This is a genomic window from Salinibacterium sp. 10G20-15 (genome assembly GCF_057365065.1).
In genome coordinates this window covers 2,147,300-2,171,908 of sequence record NZ_CP195118.1, presented here as the reverse complement: position 1 = coordinate 2,171,908, position 24,609 = coordinate 2,147,300, and the positions used below count along the sequence as shown (strand labels likewise).

The 24,609-nt window shown below is 60.7% G+C and carries 24 protein-coding genes; 2 read left to right on the top strand and 22 right to left on the bottom strand.

Annotated elements, in window-relative coordinates:
- Nucleotides 1-45: 45 nt before the first annotated feature.
- The 11 genes from ACR3YK_RS10550 to rplU form a co-directional block, all read right to left on the bottom strand.
- Nucleotides 46-747 carry a methionine ABC transporter permease gene (locus tag ACR3YK_RS10550; RefSeq protein ID WP_341619732.1) on the bottom strand — a complete coding sequence of 234 codons (702 nt, stop codon included), beginning with the start codon at nucleotides 745-747 and terminating at the stop codon, nucleotides 46-48.
- A complete protein-coding gene (locus ACR3YK_RS10545) occupies nucleotides 744-1,733 on the bottom strand; it encodes a methionine ABC transporter ATP-binding protein (RefSeq protein ID WP_486174831.1) in 990 nt (329 codons plus the stop codon). Before ACR3YK_RS10545 ends, ACR3YK_RS10550 begins: the two co-directional genes overlap by 4 nt.
- 120 nt (nucleotides 1,734-1,853) lie before the next feature.
- A complete protein-coding gene (rsfS, locus tag ACR3YK_RS10540; RefSeq protein WP_486174830.1) occupies nucleotides 1,854-2,249 on the bottom strand; it encodes a ribosome silencing factor in 396 nt (131 codons plus the stop codon).
- A 42-nt stretch (nucleotides 2,250-2,291) separates the two neighbouring features.
- On the bottom strand, nucleotides 2,292-3,983 hold the full coding sequence (locus ACR3YK_RS10535) for a hypothetical protein (protein ID WP_486174829.1): 1,692 nt from the start codon (nucleotides 3,981-3,983) through the stop codon (nucleotides 2,292-2,294).
- Nucleotides 3,983-4,585 (bottom strand): nicotinate-nucleotide adenylyltransferase, encoded by a 603-nt coding sequence (gene nadD / locus ACR3YK_RS10530; RefSeq protein WP_486174828.1) that lies wholly within the window; start codon nucleotides 4,583-4,585, stop codon nucleotides 3,983-3,985. Before nadD ends, ACR3YK_RS10535 begins: the two co-directional genes overlap by 1 nt.
- Before the next feature lie 9 nt (nucleotides 4,586-4,594).
- Complete coding sequence (locus tag ACR3YK_RS10525) at nucleotides 4,595-4,789, bottom strand: hypothetical protein (RefSeq protein ID WP_486174827.1); 195 nt, start codon at nucleotides 4,787-4,789, stop codon at nucleotides 4,595-4,597.
- Nucleotides 4,790-4,819: 30 nt separating this feature from the next.
- Complete coding sequence (locus ACR3YK_RS10520) at nucleotides 4,820-6,088, bottom strand: glutamate-5-semialdehyde dehydrogenase (RefSeq protein WP_486174826.1); 1,269 nt, start codon at nucleotides 6,086-6,088, stop codon at nucleotides 4,820-4,822.
- A gap of 39 nt (nucleotides 6,089-6,127) precedes the next feature.
- A complete protein-coding gene (gene proB, locus ACR3YK_RS10515; protein ID WP_486174825.1) occupies nucleotides 6,128-6,925 on the bottom strand; it encodes a glutamate 5-kinase in 798 nt (265 codons plus the stop codon).
- A complete protein-coding gene (obgE, locus tag ACR3YK_RS10510) occupies nucleotides 6,918-8,462 on the bottom strand; it encodes a GTPase ObgE (protein ID WP_486174824.1) in 1,545 nt (514 codons plus the stop codon). Before obgE ends, proB begins: the two co-directional genes overlap by 8 nt.
- A 156-nt stretch (nucleotides 8,463-8,618) precedes the next feature.
- Nucleotides 8,619-8,870, bottom strand: a complete 252-nt coding sequence (gene rpmA, locus ACR3YK_RS10505; RefSeq protein ID WP_486174823.1) for a 50S ribosomal protein L27 — start codon at nucleotides 8,868-8,870, stop codon at nucleotides 8,619-8,621.
- 31 nt (nucleotides 8,871-8,901) lie between these two features.
- Nucleotides 8,902-9,210 carry a 50S ribosomal protein L21 gene (rplU, locus tag ACR3YK_RS10500; RefSeq protein WP_486174822.1) on the bottom strand — a complete coding sequence of 103 codons (309 nt, stop codon included), beginning with the start codon at nucleotides 9,208-9,210 and terminating at the stop codon, nucleotides 8,902-8,904.
- Nucleotides 9,211-9,524: 314 nt separating this feature from the next.
- Here rplU and ACR3YK_RS10495 point away from each other — a divergent pair, with 314 nt between their 5' ends.
- Complete coding sequence (locus tag ACR3YK_RS10495) at nucleotides 9,525-9,797, top strand: DUF4031 domain-containing protein (RefSeq protein WP_486174821.1); 273 nt, start codon at nucleotides 9,525-9,527, stop codon at nucleotides 9,795-9,797.
- Between the two features lie 18 nt (nucleotides 9,798-9,815).
- Here the strand turns inward: ACR3YK_RS10495 and ACR3YK_RS10490 are convergent, their stop codons facing one another.
- The 5 genes from ACR3YK_RS10490 to ACR3YK_RS10470 all read right to left on the bottom strand — a co-directional run bounded on the left by ACR3YK_RS10490 (nucleotide 9,816) and on the right by ACR3YK_RS10470 (nucleotide 16,223).
- On the bottom strand, nucleotides 9,816-10,217 hold the full coding sequence (locus ACR3YK_RS10490; protein WP_486174820.1) for an ACT domain-containing protein: 402 nt from the start codon (nucleotides 10,215-10,217) through the stop codon (nucleotides 9,816-9,818).
- Nucleotides 10,218-10,226: 9 nt separating this feature from the next.
- Entirely contained in the window at nucleotides 10,227-11,630 is a 1,404-nt protein-coding gene (locus ACR3YK_RS10485) for an Ig-like domain-containing domain (protein WP_486174819.1), read from the bottom strand.
- Complete coding sequence (locus tag ACR3YK_RS10480; protein ID WP_486174818.1) at nucleotides 11,611-12,360, bottom strand: TIGR03943 family putative permease subunit; 750 nt, start codon at nucleotides 12,358-12,360, stop codon at nucleotides 11,611-11,613. Before ACR3YK_RS10480 ends, ACR3YK_RS10485 begins: the two co-directional genes overlap by 20 nt.
- Complete coding sequence (locus ACR3YK_RS10475; RefSeq protein ID WP_486176404.1) at nucleotides 12,350-13,312, bottom strand: permease; 963 nt, start codon at nucleotides 13,310-13,312, stop codon at nucleotides 12,350-12,352. The genes ACR3YK_RS10480 and ACR3YK_RS10475 overlap by 11 nt, the downstream gene beginning before the upstream one ends.
- Nucleotides 13,313-13,445: 133 nt before the next feature.
- Nucleotides 13,446-16,223 (bottom strand): Rne/Rng family ribonuclease, encoded by a 2,778-nt coding sequence (locus ACR3YK_RS10470; protein ID WP_486174817.1) that lies wholly within the window; start codon nucleotides 16,221-16,223, stop codon nucleotides 13,446-13,448.
- Between the two features lie 328 nt (nucleotides 16,224-16,551).
- Between ACR3YK_RS10470 and ACR3YK_RS10465 the strand changes: the two genes are divergently transcribed.
- Nucleotides 16,552-17,151 carry a vitamin K epoxide reductase family protein gene (locus tag ACR3YK_RS10465; RefSeq protein WP_486174816.1) on the top strand — a complete coding sequence of 200 codons (600 nt, stop codon included), beginning with the start codon at nucleotides 16,552-16,554 and terminating at the stop codon, nucleotides 17,149-17,151.
- 174 nt (nucleotides 17,152-17,325) lie between these two features.
- On the opposite strand, the gene ndk is transcribed toward ACR3YK_RS10465, so the two are convergent.
- The 6 genes from ndk to ACR3YK_RS10435 form a co-directional block, all read right to left on the bottom strand.
- On the bottom strand, nucleotides 17,326-17,742 hold the full coding sequence (ndk, locus tag ACR3YK_RS10460; RefSeq protein ID WP_009772535.1) for a nucleoside-diphosphate kinase: 417 nt from the start codon (nucleotides 17,740-17,742) through the stop codon (nucleotides 17,326-17,328).
- The gene (locus ACR3YK_RS10455) at nucleotides 17,739-18,140 is read right to left on the bottom strand and encodes a DUF4233 domain-containing protein (RefSeq protein WP_486174815.1); all 402 of its coding nucleotides are present in this window, start codon (nucleotides 18,138-18,140) and stop codon (nucleotides 17,739-17,741) included. Before ACR3YK_RS10455 ends, ndk begins: the two co-directional genes overlap by 4 nt.
- Nucleotides 18,137-19,663 carry a bifunctional folylpolyglutamate synthase/dihydrofolate synthase gene (locus ACR3YK_RS10450; protein ID WP_486174814.1) on the bottom strand — a complete coding sequence of 509 codons (1,527 nt, stop codon included), beginning with the start codon at nucleotides 19,661-19,663 and terminating at the stop codon, nucleotides 18,137-18,139. Before ACR3YK_RS10450 ends, ACR3YK_RS10455 begins: the two co-directional genes overlap by 4 nt.
- Entirely contained in the window at nucleotides 19,656-22,946 is a 3,291-nt protein-coding gene (gene ileS / locus ACR3YK_RS10445; RefSeq protein ID WP_486174813.1) for an isoleucine--tRNA ligase, read from the bottom strand. Before ileS ends, ACR3YK_RS10450 begins: the two co-directional genes overlap by 8 nt.
- Nucleotides 22,947-23,193: 247 nt before the next feature.
- Nucleotides 23,194-24,198: a DUF1648 domain-containing protein gene (locus tag ACR3YK_RS10440; protein WP_486174812.1), complete on the bottom strand. Its 1,005-nt coding sequence runs from the start codon at nucleotides 24,196-24,198 to the stop codon at nucleotides 23,194-23,196.
- Complete coding sequence (locus ACR3YK_RS10435; RefSeq protein WP_486174811.1) at nucleotides 24,195-24,545, bottom strand: GntR family transcriptional regulator; 351 nt, start codon at nucleotides 24,543-24,545, stop codon at nucleotides 24,195-24,197. The genes ACR3YK_RS10440 and ACR3YK_RS10435 overlap by 4 nt, the downstream gene beginning before the upstream one ends.
- Nucleotides 24,546-24,609 lie beyond the last annotated feature (64 nt).

The following is a 24,609-nucleotide window of genomic DNA, read 5'->3' as shown; positions in this document are numbered from 1 at the left end:
ACGAAGGGAGAAAGAGAACTACGTGAGGGTCAGCCGCCGACAAAGTCAGCGGTGAGACATTCGGTTGGCCAGGCGAGCGCCGACCACTTGAACGATCTGCACAATCGCAACCAGCACGATGATCACCGCGACAATGTGGATGACGCTGTAGCGCTGGTGACCGTAGCGAATAGCAACATCGCCCAGACCTCCACCACCGATCGCACCCACGATTGCCGAGTAGTTCACAATCGACACCACTGTCGTTGTAAAGCCACGGATGAGGCCCGGTACCGCCTCAGGAATAATTACTTTCGACACCAACTGCCACCGCGTCGCGCCGAGCGAGTGACCCGCTTCAACGAGCCCCTCATTCACTTCGCGCAGCGAGATCTCGACGATGCGAGCGTAAAACGGGATGGCCGCGACCGTCAGCGGCACTATGGCCGCCGTCACTCCGAACGCCGAGCCAAGAATGAGGCGCGTGAACGGGATGAGCGCGATCATCAAAATGATGAACGGGATCGAGCGACCAAGGTTGACGACCGTTTGCGTGACCACGTTGATGACGCGGCCAGCGACGAGGCTGCCGAACGGACGCTCAAGGATGCCACCGCGGTCGGTGACCACGAGCAGAGTACCAAGAGCGAGCCCCAGCACGAGAGTGATGAGCATCGTGACGCCGACCTGGTACAGGGTCTCCCCTGTGGCCTTCAGAAGCGTTTCGAACAGCTGCGGCCAGAAGCCGGGAGCAGTGGAATCAATCATCGTCCGCTCCTTACAATCTCAACTACGAGCCCCTGGGCACGCAGGTCGTTGATCGCTGCCGCGTTAGCGTCAGCGGTTCCCGGCAGCTCAAGCCGCGTGCGACCCGACTGGGCACCGGCAATCGTCTCGATGGCGGCGCCCACGAGACCAACATCAATCTGGTGAGTACGCGCCAACTGCGACACCACGGGGCGACCCGACGACAACCCAACGAAGGTGACGTCAATGACGGTGGAATTACCCTCCGGCAGCTCCCCCAGCGGGAAAAGTCCGCGCGCAAGCTGCGATCCAGGCTGCGAGAGCAAGTCCACCAAACGGCCCTGCTCGAGAATACGGCCGCCGCTCATGAGCGCTGCGGAATCGCAGATGCTCTTGACGATATCCATCTCGTGGGTGATGAGCAAGATCGTGAGCCCAAGCTCTTTGTTGATGCTGCGCAGGAGCTGCAGAATCGATTCCGTTGTCTCGGGGTCAAGCGCGCTGGTTGCTTCGTCGCTGAGCAATACCCGCGGACGTGATGCGAGAGCACGGGCGATGCCCACGCGCTGCTTCTGCCCGCCCGAGAGCTGAGCGGGATACTGCTGAGCTTTGTGCTCGAGACCCACTAGCTCGAGGATCTCGTTGGTGCGCTTAGTGCGCTCCCGGCGGTCGACACCGACGACTTCGAGAGCAAGTTCAACATTGCCGCGCACCGTTCGGCTGTCAAGCAGGTTGAACTGCTGAAAGACCATACCTATTTCGCGACGTGCCTGAAGCAGTTCGCGATCGTTGAGCGCGGTGAGTTCACGGTCGCCGACCGTCACGGTGCCAGCATCCGGCCGTTCAAGCAGATTGACGGTGCGGATGAGCGTGCTCTTGCCCGCACCGCTCTGGCCAATGACGCCGAAGATCTCCCCGCTCGCTACCGACAGGCTGACGTCGTCGAGAGCGCGAACAGGGTTCGCGGCATCACCAAAAGTCTTGGTGACGGAATTGAGCGTAATCATGAAACCCCAGTGTGAGAAGGTAACTCGGTGAGAGTAACCCCGGGGTCTAACTGCCCGGATACCTCAAGCACACCAGTACAACGCCACCCAGCAAAATTGGGTTACGTAGTGTGAAGTTTGTTACTCCGCGTCGCTCTCGGCGTCGTCGCGAACGGGCTGCTCGATCGTGATCGGGATCACGGGGCAGTCGCTCCACAGTCGCTCGAGCGAGTAGTACAGGCGGTCTTCTTCGTGGAAAATATGCGCGACAACGTGACCGAAGTCGAGAAGAATCCAACGACCTTCTGCACGCCCTTCGCGGCGCAGCGGCTTGGCGCCGGCTGCGATCATCTTCTCCTCGATCTCGGAGGCGATCGATTGAACGTTACGTTCGTTGCGACCGGTCGCGAGGAAGAAAATATCGGCGTAAGGCATGGGCCCGGTGACGTCCAGAGCAACCAAGTCGGTCGCCTGCTTGGAGTCGGCGGCGTGCGCGACGATGGAAAGTAGCTCGTTGGCACGAGAAGAAGCAGTCACAGGATCCTTAATCGGAAATTAGCTGATGGCAAAGAGTTAAAGCTACAACATGTTGAAGGCGAACGCTGCCACGAGAAGACCCGCAACGACAACCGCCATCGACGCTGCCGAGATCAGCAGAACCGTAAGCGCACGGGTGCCCTTCGGTTTCTGCGTCTGCGTAACTGACTGGTTCGAGAACGTGCTGACAGCTTTAACCGCACGCACAGGTGCCGAATCTGTTGACACCATGTCGCTGTCGTTGAGATCCAGGAGCGAATCTATGTCTCCCTTATCAAAGCGGTCAGAAACCCCGCTTGCCGAAAGTGTGCTCGGCAGGTCGATCGACCCGGTGAGCATCGTCTCGCCGCTCGAGGTGAGGGGACCACGGATATCGGTGGCGAATGGAATCGCCGGCAACACGAGAGCATTGGTAGCCGTGCTACCGCTCCCGATCGTGCGCGTTACGACAGCATCGTTGGACTCATCCGGAGCGGTGGCTTGCTTCGACCAGTGTCCTGCGGAGAGTCCAGACGCGGCCGGCGCTGCCTCCGATTCAGGCGCGACGCTGGTGTTCGCCGTTGTTGACGTTGATGGCGAACCAGATGCCGGCGCGGCCGGCGACGCGGTGTGCGCAACGGGGGCCGCAACATCGCCATCAAGGCGCTTGCGGGCCAACTCGTCGAACTCAGCACGGGCGTCACTCAGAGTGGTCTGGCTCGCTGCGGGCGCTGTCGACGCGTTCACGTCAGATGCCGGTGTCACTCCGAGAAGACCGTCGATCGTCGGGCGTTCTGTCGGGGCCGACGACGGAGACGGAGCAGGTAAATCTGCGGCGTACGAGGGAGCCACCGCGCTTGGAGCAGGAAGGTCAGCGAGCGGAGATCGTGGCGCTACAGGCTCAGTCGCCGCGGGCGCAGCCCCGTCAGCGGTGCCAAGCAACGATTCAAACGCGCTCAACGCGCTATCGGGAGCAGCCTCCGAAGCCGCTTCCGGAACGACCGCGAGCGGGTCAACCAGCGCGGGCGGCTCAACATATACCTGCGCATCGGGCGCGAACGATAGCTCGTCAACTGACTTCGCTGGTTTCGATGGCGCCGCCGCCGCTGCCGAGGCTGCTGCGGCGAGCTCTGCGAGGGTCGGTCGTGCTGGTGCAGCAGGACTAGCCGAGGCACTCGAGGCCGCGGGACCAGCTGGCGCCGGTGTGGACGGCTGCGGAGCGGAAGTCTGCGCTGCCCCTGCGGGCGCGGCCCCGTTCACGGGGCGCGACACAGGGACTACCGGCGGCGTCTGAGCAGGGGCGACCGCACTTGAAGGCGCCTTGGGAATCTCAGGAGCCGCAGGAACCTCCGGAGCCACGGGAGCCGGAGGCGCCGCAGGAGCCACGCTGTCGTGGTTGCGGGCGGCTTGGTTCGCGGCTTCTTCGCGGGCACGCATTTCGCGCAGTTCTCGGCGAGTGAGGGTTCGTTCACGAGAAGGTCCCGAGCCCGCAGGGGGCTGGGATGCGGCGGTGGCGTTAGAACTTTCTGCAGGTGTCGCAGAGGGAGGCGTCGTGTGAGCTGGAGCAACGCCGGAAGTCGGCGCTACAAAAGCGGAAGAGTCGTGGTTATTGGCGGCAGCACTCTGCTCGCCCTGCGCTTGCGCCGGGAAGGTGGTGAATCCTTCTACCGTGGGCTGTCCGTCTGAGGCATGCTCGCGCTCACTCTGACGCGCCGCACGGCGCGATTGCGGCGGCGGATCGTGAAAAGTGGTCATTAGGTACTCCGATACAAATGGTGCTTGGCGATGTACTGCACGACACCATCCGGAACCAGGTACCAGACGGGGTAACCTCGACTGACCCTGTTTCGGCAATCGGTGGATGAGATCGCAAGCGCCGGCACTTCAAGCGAGCTTACGCCCTGCTCAGGCAATCCGCTAATGGTTAAGGCGTGTCCTGGCCGTGAAACTGCTATGAAATGGGCGAGAGCCCACACCTCGGCCACGTCTTTCCATTCCATGATCTGGGCAACGGCATCCGCCCCTGTAATGAAGAACAAGTCGGCGTCCGGATAGGCCTTACGCATATCTCGAAGGGTGTCGATGGTGTAGGTCGCGCCCTCGCGCTCGAGGTCTACACGGCTCACATTGAAGCCAGGGTTCGCCGCTGTCGCGATCACCGTCATGAGGTAGCGGTGTTCCCCCGGAGTGACAGTGTCTTTCATCCACGGCTTACCCGTGGGCACGAAGACAACCTCATCAAGGTTGAACTGGATCTGCGCTTCGCTCGCCGCGACTAAGTGACCGTTGTGAATAGGGTCGAACGTACCACCCATGATGCCGATGCGTGCGCGCCGCGGCGCCGTTTCGGCGGCCATGAAGAACCTTTAGTGGCCTGCGCCGTGGGTGTCGTCAGCCTGAGCAGCACGAGGCTCCTGTCGGTTGGCGACGTCGCGAAAGCTCCACGTAACGAATCCCAGCGTCGTGAAAACAACTGCTGCAATGATCGGGAAAGCGAGCGCGGGCAGCACGAGAGGTGCGAGCTCTTCACTCGACGCAAGAACGTTCAGAAAAATCGGCATCAGATCTCCATTCACAAAACCGCTACCAGTCTACCCGCGCACCTGACCACTGCCGCGCACAACCCACTTAGTGCTTGTGAGTTCGGGCAATCCCATGGGGCCGCGCGCATGGAGTTTCTGAGTCGAAATGCCCACTTCGGCGCCGAATCCGAACTCCGCACCATCAGTGAAGCGGGTAGAAGCATTGACCATGACGACCGCTGAATCCACCTCCGCGAGAAAGCGGTCGGCGTTTGCAAGGTCGTTCGTGATGATCGATTCGGTGTGTTTCGTTGAGTAGGTGTCGATGTGCTGGAGCGCAGCATCGAGGTCCGCGACGACTCGCACCGCGACATCCAGACTCAAGTTTTCGGTTGACCACGATTCTTCAGTGGCCGCGGAAGCGGAGGGAAAGAGCGAGCGGGTGCGTTCATCGGCGTGGATCGTCACTCCGGACTGCGCAAGGCGAGCGAGCACAGCAGGAACTAGCCGCTCGGCGGCACCCTCGTGAACCAACAGGGTCTCTAAAGCGTTGCATACGCTCGGGCGTTGAACTTTGGCGTTGTGCACGATTTCAACTGCGGTGGATTCGTCGGCAGACTCATCCAAGAAAATGTGCACAATCCCCGCTCCTGTCTCGATCACCGGAACAGTCGACTCGCTTACGACGGTCTGGATGAGCTGGGCACTGCCGCGAGGGATGAGCACGTCCACGAATCCGCGTGCTTGCATGAGCGCTTTCGCTCCGTCTCGCCCGAACTCATCAACGGTCTGCACCGCTGCCGGATCAATGCCAGCGCTCTTAAGGCCGGTCTGGATGACCTCAACGAGAACGCGATTCGAGTCTTCCGCCGCAGAACCGCCGCGCAACAAGACAGCGTTGCCGCTCTTGAGAGCGAGCGCGGCAATGTCAATTGTGACGTTGGGGCGTGCCTCGTAGATGGCGCCGATCACGCCGAAGGGCACACGGGTCTGCGCAACTGACAACCCGTTGGGCAACACCGAGCCGCGCACAACGGTACCAACCGGGTCGGCGAGCTCAACGATCTCGAGCACTGCCGCGGACAACTGGTCGATTCGTTCCGAAGTGAGGCGCAACCGATCTTGCAGCCCGATCGTCATATCGTTTTCTTGACCCCGCTTGAGGTCGATCGCGTTAGCTTCAACGATGCGGTCGGCACTAGCAACGACGCCAGCGGCAATCGCTTCTAACGCCGCATTCTTCTGCACCGTAGTGGCGGTCGCCAGCGTGCGTGAAGCTGCGCGCGCTGCCCGAAGCTTGTCGTCAATAGAGAGAGCGGTAACTGCCGAATCAACCATGATCAGAGTGTAGCGGCGCGAACCCTAGGCCGAAAAACGTTACGACGAGAGGGCGTCTGCTTCAAACCAGGTGCCAATTTCTTCGCCAGCGAGAGCGGCAGCGACACTGCCCGTTTCGGCGAGGAGCACCGGGATTCCAGCAGCAGCAGCGTGCTTAGCTGCGGCAACTTTCGTTCCTGCTCCCCCGGTGCCGACTCCGGCCGCACCGATATCACCGAAAGTGACGTCGCTGAGGTCGTTGCTGAACGGGACGAAGCTGATCCGTTCTGCCTCCGGGTCAGACGGGGGTTTGGTGTACAACGCGTCGATATCAGAGAGCAATACCAACACATCCGCACGCACCAGTACAGAAACTAGCGCAGCAAGGCGGTCGTTGTCGCCAAACCGGATCTCGTGAGTTGCTACCGTGTCGTTTTCGTTCACGATGGGCAAGATCTTGAGCCCCAGCAAACGTTCGAGTGCGCGCTGAGCATTGCTGTGGTGAGTGGGATTCTCCATATCCCCCGCCGTGAGCAGAATCTGCGCGGCGACGACACCGTAGCGATCAAAACTCTCTTGGTAGCGGTAAATCAGCACATTCTGCCCCACCGCGGCCGCAGCCTGCTGCGTAGCAAGGTCAGTCGGTCGGGTGTCGAGCTTGAGGAAGGGGATTCCTGTCGCGATTGCACCGGAGGAGACAAGGATGATTTCAGAACCCGCTGCGTGGGCTGAGACGAGAGCGTCAACAAGAGGCGCGATCTGACCCACGTTGGCACCGCTGACCGACGAAGATCCAACTTTGACAACGATGCGGCGCGCCCGAGGAATCTCGGCACGCACAGTGGGTTTGTTAGTCACGATCCTCTGTCTCATCGTCACGGTGAATTGCGAAGCCCTCATCGTCGCGCCACACGCCTGCCTCGCGCTCGGACTCAAGCTCGGCACGCGCAGCGGCCTTAGCGTCCATACGCTCAAGGTAGTTTCGGCGCCGGCTGCGGTTGGTCTCACGACGGTTGTCATCTAGTCGCGGATCAGTACCGCGCGGAGCAACAATCAACTCGGCTGCTGACGACAGTGTGGGTTCCCAGTCGAAAACAACTCCACCACCGGCACCGATAATGACGGTGGACCCGGGAACGGCACCCGACTTGAACAGTTCGTCCTCTACACCGAGGCGCGCAAGGCGATCCGCCAAGTAACCGACGGCTTCTTCGTTAACAAAGTCAGTTTGTGCCACCCAGCGTTCAGGCTTGTCTCCGACCACGCGGTACACGTTGCCGTAGGTTCCGCCTTCGACCTTGACGACAAAGTCCTTCGCGTTGACCGCACGCGGGCGTAAGACGATACGTTCTTTGACTGGTTCAGCGTTCTGAGCTTCACGCTCAGCAACAACGAGGGCAGCCAAGGCGAAGGAGAGCTCACGAAGTCCGTGACGCGACACCGCGGAGACTTCGAAAACGCGGTACCCTCGCTCTTCGAGTTCAGTCTTCACGAGGTGTGCGAGATCGTTACCGTCGGGCACGTCAACTTTGTTGAGCGCGATGATTTGCTCACGCTCAAGAAGCGGTTTTTGCCCTTCAGGCACAGGATACGCAGCAAGCTCGCCCAGAATGACGTCGAGATCGCTAATGGGGTCACGGCCGGGCTCGAGAGTCGCGCAGTCGAGCACATGGAGTAACGCAGTGCACCGCTCAACGTGACGTAGGAACTCGAGACCGAGCCCTTTACCTTCGCTCGCGCCCTCAATGAGCCCGGGAACATCAGCGATCGTGTAACGAACCTCGCCAGACTCGACAACTCCAAGGTTGGGATGGAGCGTCGTGAACGGGTAATCGGCAATCTTAGGTTTTGCCGCACTCATGGCAGCAATCAGACTGGACTTACCTGCGGAGGGATAACCCACCAGTGCAACGTCTGCAACAGTCTTAAGCTCGAGATGAATGTCGCCCTCGAAACCCGGCGTACCGAGCAGGGCAAAACCCGGCGCCTTGCGCTTCGTGGATGCCAAAGCAGCGTTACCTAAGCCGCCTTGACCGCCTGGAGCGACAACGATGCGCATGCCCGGGGCATCCATGTCAATGAGCACTTCGCCGTCACTGTCCCGTACGACGGTGCCCACGGGCACAGGAAGCACCATTTCAGCACCGGCAGTACCGGCCTTAAGATCGCCCTGTCCCGGTTGACCGTGCTGGGATTTGCGGTGCGGCGAACGGTGGTAATTGAGAAGGGTCGTCACCTGCGGGTCACTGACGAGAACGATGTCTCCACCGTCACCGCCTTTGCCACCGTCGGGGCCAGCGAGAGGCTTGAACTTCTCGCGTTTGACGGACACACAACCGCTGCCACCGTGACCGGCCACGAGGTGAAGAGTTACCTGATCGACGAACGATGCCACGATGGTTCCTCCTGTTCTCGTGAGCTGCTGATACTAGTGTTTTGTCATTGTAGACAGCGGCAGGCTGCCATCTTAAATGGCGAGAGCGAGCCGAAGCTCGCTCTTCGCTTGTGCGCCACCTGCACGCAAGTGACGCGGAGTTTGTGCCGCGGAAAGTTACGCGGAAACGATGTTGACGACCTTGCGGCCGCCCTTTGCGCCGAACTGAACCGAACCCGCCGCAAGAGCGAATAGAGTGTCGTCGCCGCCACGGCCGACGTTGACGCCGGGGTGGAAGTGGGTGCCACGCTGGCGAACGATGATCTCGCCTGCGAGTACTTCTTGGCCGCCGAAGCGCTTTACGCCGAGGCGCTGCGCGTTGGAGTCACGACCGTTACGGGTGGAGCTTGCGCCCTTTTTGTGTGCCATCTGTCTAGAAGTCCTTTACGTCCGTCAGCAGTTACTTGATGCTGGTGATCTTGATACGGGTCAGTTCTTGACGGTGACCCTGGCGAACCTTGTAGCCGGTCTTGTTCTTGAACTTCTGGATAACGATCTTGGGACCGCGCTCATCGTTCAAAACCTCGGCAACGACCTTGATCTTCTCAAGCGCCTTGACGTCGTGAGTGATCTTGTCGCCGTCAACGAACAGAACTGGAGCGAGCTCAACATTGCCGTTCTTGTCGGCTGCGATGCGGTCGAGAACGACAATCGTGCCGACCTCCACCTTCTCCTGCCGCCCACCGGCGCGCACAACTGCGTAAACCACTTTTGACCCTTACTTAACGATTGAATAGCTAGAACTACTGAAGCTTGTGGCGATCTCTGCGGGCTTTGCCCAGCACACGCCAAGGATCAACGATACTCGACGTGGGCACTCCCGGTCAAACGACACGCTGCAGCAGCTTTCGACTGAATCAATCACAGCTTGACCCGACGAAAACGAGAACGTGTACACCAACATTGGTCACAATCTCGACGATCGAAACCACAACTCGGGTGCAGCGGGTTCAATAGTACGCCGCCAACCTGTACCGGTCAAAAGCTCTGCCCTGCACAGACGCCGTCAATTAGGCTCATGCCATGACCGTGCTGATCGACCAGCCCATTTGGCCGGCCCACGACACCGTTTGGGCCCACATCGTGAGCGACACTTCCCTCGCAGAACTGCACGAATTCGCCAAGCGCGCCGGAATCCCCCGCCGAGGTTTCGACCTCGATCATTACGACGTTCCCGCGCGCATGTGGAGCGATCTCGTCGCGCTTGGCGCCGAACCGGTCGGGGTGCGCGAGTTCGTCCATCGCCTCCAAGCCAGTGGCCTACGGGTGGCTCAAAAAGATCGTCCACCACGCTAACGGCGGTGCGAGCGGAACTTAGCCCGCCGACGACTGCAGCGAACGTAGGGCCCCAAGCGCAGCATCCGTCGACTCCACGGGTACGAAGATGTGGTCATGGTGATGCCCAGCAATGACGTTGCAACTCACCTGAACGTCACCGAGCGCCTGAGCGAACGCAGCCGTGAGCCCGACCGCTTCGAGGGCCGAGGTGACCGTGAGGGTGATCCACGAAGAACGGAACTCGTGCGGGATGCCCTGGCGCAGTGCATCCGCTTCGGTCATGACGACCGACACACCCTCGACCTCGCGCATGAGAGCCACGATCGACTCCGCCTCGACGTCGGCGAGAGAATTCACCGTGGCAAAGACGTACACGCCCTCATTGAGGTGAGGCTCCATGGTTGAGAGCAACTCGGTGAGATTCGAGATAGCAGCCATAAAGAGAATCTAGCGCCAGACTGCCCCAAAGCCTTCAACGCTGCGCGTAACGGATCCCGTCGCGACCTCAACCACATAGGTCGTCACGCTTTGCGGTCGCGGATTCATCACGTACTCGTCAGAGTCAAGCGTTGCGACATTCGGTTGCACCTCGACAGTGACGAACTGATTGTTGGGAGAGACTTCGAAATCGAGGATCGCCCCCTTATCGCCCACCGTTTGGTACAGGATGCGCGATTCCTCGCCATTGTCGAAGGCGAGAACACTACTGAACGATGCCCCCGTCTCCCCCACCAGCACCATCTTGGCCACGAGATTGCCTTGCGCATCGGCATCAGTTTGGCCGATGAACGGTTGCTCACCATCGATTCGCGAAGGCTGCAGCCGCACTTCGGTGCCATCTGCCAGGGTAACGGCAGCACTGCCCGTTGTATCGCTCACGATCGCGGTGGAACCGTCGGCAGAAACGCGATCGAAATTGAAATAGCCGCCGAGCGGAACGATAAGGCCGGTGGTGGTGTCCACCCGAACGAGAGTGCTCTCGGTCGTTACCGCCACAATCGCCGTAGTACCGGGGACAAACTGCCAGCCGGTGACGCGCATCGGTTCGCCATCCAAATCATTCACGGCAACAACGTCCCGTCCACGATCAAGATCGACCGTGTAGAGCGTGTGCGAAACCGTGGGAATGGGGCCCGGATCATTGCTAGAAATCGTGAACCCCAGAAGTGAACCCGATCTAGTGGCGTCCAGATCGGCCACCTCACCCGTCTCCGGCAATAACACGCGCTCCGTCACCCCCGTATCCGGGTTAGCCAGCATGAGGGTGCCCGTGCGATCAGCATCAGCAGTGGTGAACGCCACGAGATCCCCCACGGGCACAAATTCTTGAATGCCCTCTCCCGCAAACACCACGGTGCGATCTTGTGAGGTCAAGCTCGTGCGAATGATCTCGTCATTGGGCTGGCCTCGGTCAAGGTAGTAGAGCTCGGGCTCCCCCGTCGTGAAGGAATAGGTGAGCGTCGACTCAGGTCCACCCGCCGGAGTCGTCACACCCTCCACGCTCACCGTGTACTGAGTGTTGTAGTCCAACGCTTGAGCGAACTGCACCGAAATAAGGTCGCCCTCGCTCGAAGCTGTCGCCTCAACGGCCGGCTCCACAGAAACAGAGGTGGGGTCGACGACCGCGATGGCCTGATTCGCAAATAAGCGCAAAGTTTGATTAGACGAGGTGACTACCGCCTCTTCGTCCACTTGAGCGCTCGACAGCTTTGGTCCTTGAAGATAGCCCAGCGTCAAGAAGATTCCGCAGAGAACAACAAGAGCCGCCATCGTCCACGCAAACGTGCGACGGAACGATCGGATGCTGTTGGCCGCTTCTGGTGGCGGCGCGCTAATAGAGATATGGCTCACTGGGCCGCTCCACTGACGTCATCGACTCGGGGACCAACACGAGAGGCAGGTCACTGCGCGAACTCGGGTTAGTTTCGAAGGAACCCGTCACTTCTACCCAGCCATCGACATCGAACTCGTCTTGCCAGTCCGGTGCGTACACCGCGACTCCCGTCGGTTGAGCATCCACAGCACAACACGTCACCGTAAACCTCGACAGGTAGAAAATGTTGCTAGGGTCTTCCTCGCTCGCCGTAATGAATCCCACGAGATCCGCTGTCTTATTCGCGTAGAAGCTGGGGTCACTCGTTTGGCGAAGCAGGGAAGCCCAGTCCACAACGGTGAAGCTCGCGAGCAATTCGCTATCGGCATCCGCCACATCATCCACGTTTTGACTATCGCTGCCCACCGTCGAGCCCACGATGTCGCGCTGGCTCGCTGTTGCGCTGGAGAGTGTTGCTGGCGGCACGAGAACGAGAGTGAGAGCCACGGCACCAGAAAGCAAGAGTGCGAGCCCGCCGACGACCCGGGACCAGCCACGACGGGGAGTAGTTCCTTCAGTGTTGGCCGGCCGCACCGCGATGCTGAGCACACCCAAGACCAGCGCGATGGCCGCCATCACCACGGTGAAGACAACGTAACGCGGGTGAATGTAAAGAACGAGCTGCTGCGTCGCTGCAAGCCAGACTGTGGCGCACACGGCCACCAGAATGAGAATGACGCCCCACCAGCGTTGAAGGCTAGGCCACATAGTTAATCACCAATCCGATCAGGGCGCTCATCAGCGCCACAACGAGGGACAGTTGCAGAAGGACTTTGCCGGTGAAGGTCGTTCTCATGATTGCAAGCATCTTGATGTCGATGATCGGACCAAACACCAAGAAGGTCACGATCGACCCCGGCATAAAGGTGCTCGCGAACGGAAGGATGAAGAAAGCGTCGACGCTCGAACATACCGAAATAACGAAAGCGAGAAGCATCATCGCCAAGATTGACCAGAGTGGATTACTACCAAGCGTGACAAGAACGTCGCGCGGAACAGCAACTTGAATGGCGCCAGCAATGAGGGAACCGATGAACACGGCGGGCATCAATACACTCGACTCCCGCATGAAAATGTCGAGGCTTTTTTCTTGCCGTGACTGACGGTGTTCGTGAGGGCCGGCAGCACACTGAGCCGCAAAGCGTCCGGCAAGCAACGAGTTGGGTTGCGGGTGGAGACTAAAGAGCCAGCCAACAATGTTCGCAATGGCCAAGCCGCCCAGAATGCGACCCACCAGAATGCCATCATCAAAACCGAATGCCTGGTGAGTCGTGACGATCGTGATCGGGTTGATGATGGGTGCCGCGAGTAAGAACGTCATCGACTCGGGGACAGTGAATCCCTTCATCACCAGTCCGCGGGCTAAAGGAACGTTTCCGCACTCGCACACGGGTAGGGCGATACCGAATAGCGAGATCGCCGCACGTCGAAGAGCCGGGCTGTTCGGCAGATACCGCATGAGCAAATCATCCGGCAGCCACGCTTGAACGACGATCGACAGCGCAATACCGAGAACGACAAACGGTAACGACTCGATGATGACGCTTGTTGCGAGCGTCAAAAGGTCTGCCGTGAGCCCGGGGACGCCGAAGGAATCTTGTGCGCCGGTAAAGGCGCGAAGGGCGAGAAGCCCCGCGACTCCTATGGTGCCGATCGCCAACCACAGCCAGCGGTTGCGAGAACGGCGAGGTCGATGATCATGCTGATGATGGTCATCGACGCTCGCGGGCACGGTAGTGGTCACGGAACAACCTTACAAACTCGAAATTGTTACGGAGCCGAGAAGAGACGAACTACGCATCCTCGCTAGGCGTGGCGTTAACGATCTTGCCCTGGCTGCTGGCGCGACGCGATCCACGACCACGGCCGTGTCCAGGTTGCTTGGGCTCAGGGAGAGCTTCAAGAACAGACCCCAAAATCTGCTCAGCATCGTGGGTGCTGATCTTCGGCGCTGCCTTCTCAGTCTTCTTAATCGGAATATCGAGGATCGCCACGGCAGGCTCATCAGCGGGAGCTTCAGCGACCTGAGGCTCTACTTCACTCGCCGACGGCGATGTCGAGTTATTGGCTTGCTTGCCGCTCTTGCTGCGGCGCGACTTCTTCGGCTCAGGAGCCGAGGTGGTCGCCGCTTCTGCTGCGGGTGCGACGCTCTTCGCAGCGGAATCGGCGGCCGGAGCATCCGCGCCGCTCTCTACCACCGGCACAACCGTGCTGGCAGCAACCCTGGCGAGGGCGTTGCGAACGTCTTCGGTGATGGCGTGGGTACCGTTGTTTGGCCCCGCCGCCGACGTCGCAGCCGTCTTAGCTGACCCGTTCGATTGCTGAGCGTGCGAACCACCATTTGCGTTGCCGCCACCGTTGGAACCCGCGTTGCCGCCACCGTTGTTGTTCGAACCACCGGAGTTATTGTTACCGCCACGGTTGCGACCACGGCGACCGCCACCGGACTGTTCGTTGTGGGTCGGCTGCGAACGGTGCTTCGACACGGGGTCGTGGTGAACGATGACACCACGGCCTGCGCACACTTCACAGTTCTCGCTGAAGGTTTCGAGCAGGCCGAGACCGAGCTTCTTACGCGTCATCTGAACCAGACCGAGCGACGTCACCTCGGCAACCTGGTGTTTCGTACGGTCACGGCTCAAGCACTCGACGAGGCGACGCAACACGAGGTCGCGGTTGGATTCCAGAACCATGTCGATGAAGTCGACAACGATGATCCCACCGATGTCGCGCAGACGCAGCTGGCGAACGATCTCTTCTGCGGCCTCCACGTTGTTCTTTGTGACGGTCTCTTCGAGGTTTCCGCCGGAGCCGACGAACTTACCCGTGTTGACGTCGATGACCGTCATCGCTTCGGTGCGGTCGATTACGAGCGAACCGCCCGAGGGCAGCCAAACCTTGCGGTCGAGAGCCTTCTCGATCTGCTCTGAAACGCGGTACTCCTCGAAGGAATCGACCGAACTTTCGTGTGCCTGAAGACGATCGACGAGATCGGGTGCAACCGCTCGAACATAGCTTTCGATCGTCTTTCGAGCGTCGGCACCTTCGATGACAAGCTTGTGGAAGTCCTCGTTGAAGACATCGCGGATGATCTTGATGAGCAAATCGGGCTCGGAGTGCAGCAGCGCCGGAGCCTGAGCCTTCTCTACTTGGCTACTGATGTCTGACCACTGCTCGGTGAGGCGGCTGACGTCCAGCGTCAATTGCTCTTCAGTCGCGCCCTCAGCTGCCGTGCGCACAATGACGCCGACGTTCTCGGGCAGAACGCCCTTGAGGATCTTCTTGAGACGCGAACGCTCGGTGTCGGGCAGCTTGCGACTGATACCACTCATCGAACCGTTCGGCACATAGACGAGGTAGCGGCCGGGCAAGGAAACCTGGCTCGTGAGTCGCGCACCCTTGTGACCGACGGGGTCTTTAGTGACCTGAACAAGCACGCGGTCGCCAGGCTTGAGCGCGAGCTCAATGCGACGAGCCTGCGGCTTGCCGTCAGCGGAGTTCTCCGCCGCGGCATCCCAGTCCACTTCGCCCGAGTAGAGCACAGCGTTGCGGCCGCGTCCGATGTCCACGAATGCTGCTTCCATACTGGGCAGAACGTTCTGAACACGACCGAGGTACACATTGCCGATGAGGCTGGCATCCTGAGCCTTGGCCACATAGTGCTCCACAAGAACGCCGTCCTCAAGAACGGCAATCTGGATGCGGTCAAACTTCGAGCGAACGACCATAACGCGGTCGACGCTTTCACGACGCGCGAGGAACTCGCTCTCGGTGACAACGGGACGACGACGACCAGCATCACGGCCATCACGGCGGCGCTGCTTTTTGGCCTCAAGGCGCGTTGACCCCTTGACGCGGGTGGGCTCGTTGCTGGGCTCGGCCTGCTTGCGTGGCTGACGAACGCGAACGACAGTGTTGGGCGATTCGTCACCGGGACGCGCGTCTTCTCCGGAACGGCGACGCGAACGACGACGAACGTTACCGCCCTCATCGTTACTTCCACCGTCGTTATCGCGGTTGTCTCCGTTAGCGCCGTTGTCGTTGCGCGAGCGGGGTGCGCGAGCGGGAAGGTCAGGGAGGTCTGGCGCCTGGAAAAGCAACGAAGTCGTCGACGTCGGGGTTAATGCCGCAGGTGCCTTGGCCGTGGCGGTGTCTTTCGCGGTCTTCTTAGCAGCGGTGTTTCTGCGCGAGCGTGGAGGCGCTTCAGCGTTAGCAGTCACCTCGGAGCCAGCGGCTGGGGCTGAATCCTTCGCTGCCGGTGCCTGCGACTCGGACGTCGCGGCTTCCTTCTTCATACCGGTAACGGCATCCGGGACTTCGAGACCAAGGTGCTGGCTCGCAGTCTTCGCGGCGGGACGTTGCCCCGACTTGGCTGCGCGCGGTGCGCGCGCTGCAGCGGGAGCCTCTGCAGCTGCTGGCGTGGCGGCCGGAGCCTCCACAACCGCGGGAGTCTCAACCTGAGGCGTCTGCGCCACAGGCTTTTCTACCGCTGCTTTGGATGAGGGAAGAATTCGACCGAACAGGCCTTTCTTCTTGGGGACTTCTTTCGATTTATCGCTTTCATTCACCATTGCTGGTGTACTCCTAGCCCTCGTAGGCGACCGCGCCACCTACCGGGTACTCTCTCGTGCGCTATTCCCCCACCAAACCTATGGTTGGGGAACCGCTACTAATTCTTCAGGTCCTGCAACGGGCCCGTGGCTCGCGTTGCAGTTGTGCTCTCTCACAGCACTTCGAAACTGGCTATTCGACTCACGCAACTAGCGTTGCGCAACTGGTCCGGTCGCTATGCCCGGGAAGACTTCTTGGTGTTATTTCGAGCGCGGCTCGGAATAACTACGGTTCATTATCGCACGCATTCTCAGAAAGTGAGCTTGGCGCGCGTGCGATAATCCCTCCATGACTGCTTCCGGGGTTCGCAACAGGCCCATCGCCCTCGCCATTTTCATGATTTTTGCCGGGCTGATTGGGCTATGGGCCTCGTTTCAGCTCATGATCGAAAAGATCCATACCCTAGAGAACCCAGGCGTTGATCTGAGCTGCGACTTTAGCCTCGTGGTGCAGTGCGCAGCCAACTTGGGCTCCGAGCAGGGCGCCGTTCTCGGCTTCCCTAACCCCATAATCGGGCTTATCGCCTTCATGGCTCCTGTCGTCGTCGGCGCGGCAATCCTCGCCGGCGCACGCTTCAATAGCTGGTTCTGGATCGCATTCAACGTCGGCATCGCTGGCGCTTTCGCCTTTATTCTCTGGCTGGCATATCAGAGCATTTTCAACCTCGGCACGCTGTGCATTTGGTGCATGACCGTGTGGTCGGTGACCATTCCGCTGTTCTGGGCAGTGACCCTGCGTAATCTCAAGGTCGGTGCGATCCCGGCGCCGAAGCGCATTCGAAAGGCCGCGGGGGCAGCGTACAGCTGGGTTCCCGTCATCGCGATCGTCGGCTACATCATCATTGCCGTTGTCGCCCAAGTGCGACTCGACGTGCTGGCCTACCTCTAGAACGTATTCCCTGGCGGGAACGCAACGTTCGAATAGAACGCCACGGTCAACGCGACTACTGACACCGAGCCGGCCACAAACCGCTTTAACGCGCCAACGGCGAGAGTCTGACCGAAGTCAGACTCTCGCCGTTGTTCTGCGGGAGCGGTGTAGTCGCTCGCTCACAGAATGGTTTTAGGCGAACCAGAGTGCGAGTTCACGAGCGGCCGACTCGGGCGAGTCACTGCCGTGAACGAGGTTCTGCTGAACAGCTAATCCCCAGTCGCGGCCAAGGTCGCCACGGATAGTTCCCGGGGCTGCCGTAGTGGGGTCAGTGGTGCCAGCAAGCGAGCGGAATCCCTCGATGGCACGGTTTCCGGCGATGCGCAGCGCGACCGTCGGACCCGACTGCATGAAGTCGAGCAGCGGCTCGTAGAAGGGCTTACCTTCGTGCTCGGCGTAGTGCTGCGACAGGAGGTCAACATCCGCCTGCACGAGGCGAACGTCAACGAGCTGGTAGCCCTTTGCTTCGATGCGGCGAAGGATTTCGCCGGTCAGGTTGCGAGCAACGCCGTCAGGTTTGATCAGTACAAGGGTCTCTTCGATGTTCATTGTGTCTCCTCAGAGGGGGTGGTCATGGACTGGGTACTAAGAATTTCGGCTTTCGCACGGTCGATCTGCTGCCCCTTGATGAAGCAGAACACCCAAATGGCGGCGAAGCCGGCTCCCACCACAAACATGGGGGTGAGGATGAAACCGAGCGCGACAAGTCCAACCTGCAGCGCCCAACCCACAGCCATCGCACCGGGGCGGTGCAGCATGCGAGCTAAGGCAACAAATACAAGCATGAGAACCGCTCCACCGATGAACGCGGGCGCGGGGGCAAGCGCCTTGAGCCCGAAAGCGGTGAGTGCAACGAAAAAGATCAACGTGGCGTCGAGCACCAACACGATACTCAGCAGCAGCTCGGTTACTGACCGCTTACGGCGAACCTTGGGCTGCGCGGTCATGGCTTCCAGCCTTCCGCCTTCGCCATGGCGAGAGCCTCACCAACGAGCGTGATGGAACCGGTGACGACAACCGCACGGCGTTCGTTCTCCCCCGCCCAACTGCGAGCAAGCTCGATAGCCTCGGCGAAGGTATCGAAGTCCGTAGTCTCATCGGTAAAGGTGCGTACCGTTTCGACGAGTTCTTCGGGAGCGATTGCTCGCTCCGACTCCGACGTGGTGACGTAGAAGCGGTTGGCGATCGGGGCAAGGGCGCCGACAATTCCGGCAGCATCCTTGTCGTCGAGTACCGCGATCACGAACGCGATGTCCTCAAAGGTGAAGTATTCCTTGAGAGCTGAGGCGAGAGCAGCAGCACCGTGAGGGTTGTGAGCGGCATCCACGATGACCGTCGGCTCAGCACCGATCAGCTGAAGGCGACCGGGCGACGTGACGGTCGCCAACCCCTCGGCAAGAACATCCTGAACGAGAGCCTGCGTGCCCGCACCCAAAAACGACTCGACGGCGGCAATAGCGAGGGCAGCGTTGTGACCCTGGAACTCGCCGAACAGCGGCAAAAACAGATCAGAGTAGGTGCCAGCGATTCCGCGAACGCTGATGAGCTGGCCGCCGACGGCAACATCGCTACTGACGAGCTCGAAGGCATCGCCTTCCACGCCCATCGTGGATTCAGTGAGGTCGGCCGCACGCTCGAGCTCAATCTGAGCATCCGCCGTCTGCAGCGCGGATACGATCGCCGCAGCTGGCTTGATAATGCCCGCCTTCGTGCGAGCTATCTCGGAGATCGTGGAGCCCAAGCGGTGCGTATGGTCGAGGGCAATCGGGCTGAACACCGCGACCTGGCCATCGGCGACGTTTGTGGAATCCCACTCGCCGCCCATACCGACCTCAAGAATGGCGACGTCGACGGGCGCCTCGGCGAAGCTCGCGAACGCGAGCACCGTGAGCGCCTCGAAGTACGTCAAAGCCTCTTCGCCCTTAGCGAGCAACTCGGCATCGACCATCAACAAGAACGGGCGGATGTCAGCCCAGTTCTCGGCCAAAGCCCGGTTGGAAATCGGCGCACCATCGATCACAATCCGCTCGTTGACGCGCACGAGGTGCGGACTCGTCATGAGCCCCGTGCGCAGCCCGTAGGCGCGCAAGATGCTCTCGGTGATGCGGCTTGTGCTCGTCTTGCCGTTCGTGCCGGTGATGTGAATCACGGGATAGGTGCGCTGCGGGTCGCCGATGAGCTCCACGGCACGACGAGTAGCTTCGAGCCGCGGTTGAGGCGCCTGCTCCCCCACTCGCGCGAGAAGTTCTTCGAAGACGGTTTCGGCATCCGACTGGTATTCGGAGTCTTCAAGTTCGAAGTCCGAGTCTTCGTCGATGTTGGTGCCCTCGAAGCCGTCGGCGAAGGGGCTCAGATCGGCCAGAGGATGGTCCTCGCCAAGCTCTGCGCGCTCCTCTTCGGTGAGCGACGCTTCGATGGCGTCTTCGTTGGGCTCTGATTCGTTATCAAGTTCGTCATCGCGCTCAGGCATTACTTGTTCCTAACTTGGTGATGTCGATCACCAGGGCACCGGTGTTGGCATACTTTCCTGCCGCGAGTTCGGTGCGGTGCGTATCCAGTGTGCCTTCTGCGAGCACATTCGCGAAGGCCTGAACCACGGATTCCGCTGCAAGCGTTTCTGACGCAATCATTGCGCTGTGGACCGCGATTGCTTCGTGATCGGCGGCATCGAGCGCACCAATGGTGAGCGCGATGCGGTCGCTGACGTCGAAGCCGGCCGCCTTGCGAGCATCCTGAATGGCACGGATCACGTCGCGAGCGAGCCCTTCGGCCGAGAGTTCCGGAGTGAGCTGGGTGTCAATGACTACGAAACCGCCGTCGGAGAGGAACGCGATCGCGCTTGCTTCATCAGCGGCTTCCATCTGGAGTTCGTACTCGCCAGCTTCCAGCGGCATCCCGTCTACGGAGACGCCCTCGGCGGTGGTTTCCCAGTTGCCGGCCTTGGCCTCCTTGATGACCTGCTGCACTTGCTTGCCCACGCGCGGGCCGAGAGCACGAGCGTTGACCGTGAGCTTCTTGGTGATGCCGAAGCTGTCAAGCGAGCCCTCTTCTAGGAGTTCGAACTTGACCGCCTTGACGTTGAGTTCGTCACGCAGGATGTCGCTGAAGGGCGCGAGAGCCGACGGCACGGCGCTGACGACGGTGAGCGATGCCAGCGGCAGACGCACGCGCAGGCTGCGGGCCTTGCGCAGAGCGAGCCCACTGGAGGCAATCTCGCGAACGCGGTCCATCGAAGCCACGAGGTCGTGATCGGCGGGGAACGCCGCAGCATCGGGCCAGTCGGTGAGGTGAACGCTGCGCTCACCCGTAAGGCCGCGCCACATCTCTTCCGAGACGAGCGGAAGCAGCGGGGCAGCAACGCGCGCCACCGTCTCGAGCACCGTGAAGAGGGTGTCAAAGGCATCTGTGTCGTCGCCGCTCCAGAAGCGGTCGCGGCTGCGACGCACGTACCAGTTGGTCAAAACGTCGGCAAAGTCGCGGAGCTTGGCTGAGGCCATCGGGCTGTCGAGCGCATCAAGTTCAGCGGTGACATCCTCGATCACCTCACGCGTCTTAGCCAGCAAGTAGCGGTCAAGAACGTTTTCGGAATCTGTGCGCCACTGAGCCTCGTAGTTATCTGCCGCGTTGGCATACAGGGTGAAGAAGTAGTACGTGCTCCACAGCGGAAGAAGAACCTGGCGAACACCATCGCGGATGCCCTCTTCGGTAACCATGAGGTTTCCGCCACGGATCACCGAGCTCGACATCAGGAACCAGCGCATCGCGTCAGCGCCGTCGCGCTCGAACACCTCGGAGACGTCCGGGTAGTTACGCAGGCTCTTCGACATCTTCTGGCCGTCGTTGCCGAGCACGATGCCGTGGCTGATGACGTTCGAGAATGCCGGGCGATCGAACAGCGCAGTGGAGAGCGTGTGCAAGGTGTAGAACCAGCCACGGGTCTGACCGATGTACTCCACGATGAAGTCGGCCGGGCTGTGGCTGTCGAACCACTCCTGGTTCTCAAAGGGGTAGTGAACTTGAGCGAAGGGCATCGAGCCCGAATCGAACCAGACGTCGAGCACGTCTTCGATACGGCGCATCGTCGACTGACCGCTCGGGTCATCGGGGTTCGGGCGCGTCAGCTCATCGATAAACGGGCGGTGCAGGTCGGGCTCGCCGTCGTGATTGAGAGGCAAGCGACCGAAGTCCGCTTCGATCTCGGCAAGCGAGCCGTAAACATCCACGCGGGGGAAGTTGGGGTTGTCGCTCTTCCAGATCGGGATCGGCGAACCCCAGTAACGGTTACGGCTGATCGACCAGTCGCGGGCGTTGCCCACCCACTTGCCAAACTGACCCTCCTTGACGTTCTCGGGAACCCAGTTGATCTCCTGGTTGAGCTCGCTCATGCGGTCGCGGAACTCGGGAACCTTCACAAACCAGCTCGAGACAGCCTTATAGATCAGGGGGTTGCGGCAGCGCCAGCAGTGCGGGTACGAGTGCTCGTAGCTGGCGACCTTGAGCAGGCGGCCCTCTTCGCGCAGCAACTTCGTGAGCGGCTTGTTCGCGTCGAAGACCTGCATACCGGCGACCGGGGCGACCGACGACAAGAACTTGCCGCCGTCGTCGACCGAGATGACAACGGGGATGCCCGCTGCGGCACAGACGTTTTGGTCATCTTCACCGTAGGCGGGCGCCTGGTGCACGATGCCGGTACCCTCACCCGTGGCGACATAGTCGGCGACCAGGAACTGCCACGCGTTTTCGGTGCCGTACGTTTCGGCATCCGCGTAGAAGTCCCAGAGACGGTCGTAGCGAACGCCCTCAAGTTCGGCACCCTTGAGCGTGCGCGAGATGGCGGCAACAGCTTCTTCAGCCGTCTCGTAGCCGAGTTCTTTTGCGTAGGCCGCGATGGTGTCGGCGGCGAGCAAGAACTGCGCCGCTCCTTCTTCGGATCCGTCCCCAGCACCGAGGGGGCCAGACGGCAGCACTGCGTAATCGATGTCGGGGCCGACAGCAAGCGCAAGGTTGGTGGGCAGAGTCCACGGAGTGGTCGTCCAGGCGAGAGCCTTCACGCCGGTAAGGCCGAGGCTTTCGGCCTTCACGCCGTCGAGCGGGAAGGTGACCGTGACGGTCTGGTCTTGACGCATCTTGTAGACGTCGTCATCCATGCGCAGTTCGTGGTTGGAGAGTGGAGTCTCGTCGTTCCAGCAGTACGGCAGCACCCGGAAGCCTTCGTACGCGAGATTCTTCTGGTGCAGTTGCTTGAACGCCCAGATGACGCTCTCCATGAAGCCCACGTCAAGCGTCTTGTAGTCGTTCTCGAAGTCGACCCAACGTGCCATGCGCGTCACATACTCTTGCCATTCACCGGTGTACTTGAGCACCGATTCGCGAGCAGCGGCATTGAACGTGTCGATGCCCATCTCTTCGATCTGGCTCTTCTCGGTGATGCCGAGCTGGCGCATTGCCTCGAGCTCAGCGGGCAATCCGTGAGTGTCCCAGCCGAAGCGGCGGTGCACTTGCTTGCCTCGCATGGTTTGGAAGCGCGGAAAGAGGTCTTTGGCGTAGCCGGTCAGCAGGTGACCGTAGTGCGGGAGGCCGTTGGCGAAAGGAGGGCCGTCGTAGAAGACCCACTCATCGGCGCCTTCACGCTGGTCAATGGATGCCTGAAAAGTGTCGTCGGATTTCCAGTATGAGAGCACCTGCTCTTCGATCGCCGGAAACTTCGGTGACGGCGCGACGGAATCGTCTGAGCTGTGGCGGGGATACGACATGAGGCTCCAGTGGTACGTGGGTGCGAATAATCTGCACGAGGACGACCTCACGGCCGCGGTACCACCCCGCTTGTGCACCCGGAGGCACACCACTCGTATCGCTGTAACGGGCTTACCCGTTCGGTTCTACCGCCGCCCGCTCCCCCGCCGAAGCTGAAGTTGAGACGATTTCTTCCGAACGCTCCCCGGTGATAGCCGGTTCATAGCGTGTGCGTCAATGATACGCGAGTTAGCTGACCGTGGAGCGCTATTTCTTGGCGACCGTGGCGAGCGCTTCGGCGGCGAGTTGAGCATCGTGCATCGTGACGATGAACCGCTTGCCGTTGGTGCGCGTTACCTCGAGGGCTTCGCCTTTGGAAAGCACGATGCCGCTGCGGCCATCCGGAGCCCAACGCCAGCCGTAGCCGCCGAATTCGCCGATTGGGTTCACCTCGACCGTCGCGACCGAGGCGATCTGGTCGGGAGCGATCGTGGCGCGGGGAAAGCCGAAGGCGGAGCGAACCTTCAGCCCACGCTGATCGATGGTCACGCGCCACGACAGTGTGCTCACGGCGAGCGCCATCACGACGAGTCCGATGACTGCGGGGAGCAAGAGCTCGGCGGGGTTGCTCACCGCCTGCACGCCCAAGGCAATTCCGAGCGCGAGGAGCGCAACAGCGACGACCACAAGCACACCGGCCCCCACGCGAGTAGTGCTCGAGAAGTGAACGCGCTGCGTTGTGGTGCCGGCGATCGGCTTCGCCGCGACGGGTGTCGACTGGATGCGTTCGGACGCTGGCAACATAAGCCAAGCGAACACCGCCACTACAAAGGCGATGGGGAACGCGGCGAGCGCGATTGCACCGATTGCCGGAGCGTTCTCTGCATTCTCGAGCCCGCGCTGAACGGCGAGTGAGCCGGCCGCGGTCACGCTCAGAGAGATGGAAAGGAACACGGATGCCGCCACCATGATTTTGTGCGCCCAGAGCATGCCGCCGTTGGGGCCGCCCTTCCAACTCCCGAACGCGGCGAGCGCGGCGAAGACGAGAGTCAGCAAGAGCGGGAGCGCAATGACGCTTCCCACTGTGGAGTAGCCATCGGGCCCGGAGGTTCCCCAGTGCGATGCGACGGGGTTCGGAAGCTCGGGCACCCACAACGCCATGACGAAGGCCGCGGCCATAGTGATGAGCAGTGGGATCACCACGCCGATCACGATGATGAGGCGACGGTTGCGCGTGAGTTGGGGCGCAACGTTCTCGGCAGGAAGGGTCATTTGTATTCCTCTCGGATGAGGGCGGTCAGTGCAGCTAGGGAAACATTCTGGGTGCGGGCTTCGGCCACGATCGCGGTAATGCCATCGGCCAGGGTGTCGTAACTGTGGGCGGTGGCCGCGACTATCGCTCCCCTGCCCCGGCGAAGTTCGATGAAGCCTTCATCACGCAGCTCTTGATAGGCGCGCAACACGGTGTGCATGTTGACGCCGAGCGAGCTGGCCAGCTCACGTGCACTGGGGAGCCTCTCCCCTGCTGTGACCGACTTGTCGATGACCGATTGGCGGATGCTCGCCGCGAGTTGCTCGAACAGTGGCGTCTCTGACGCGGGATCGACTCGAACTAGCATGGCTTCACTTTAGTTGTTCTAGTTGGACTAGCACAAGTGCACTTTGCTTTTCCGTCGAGAAACA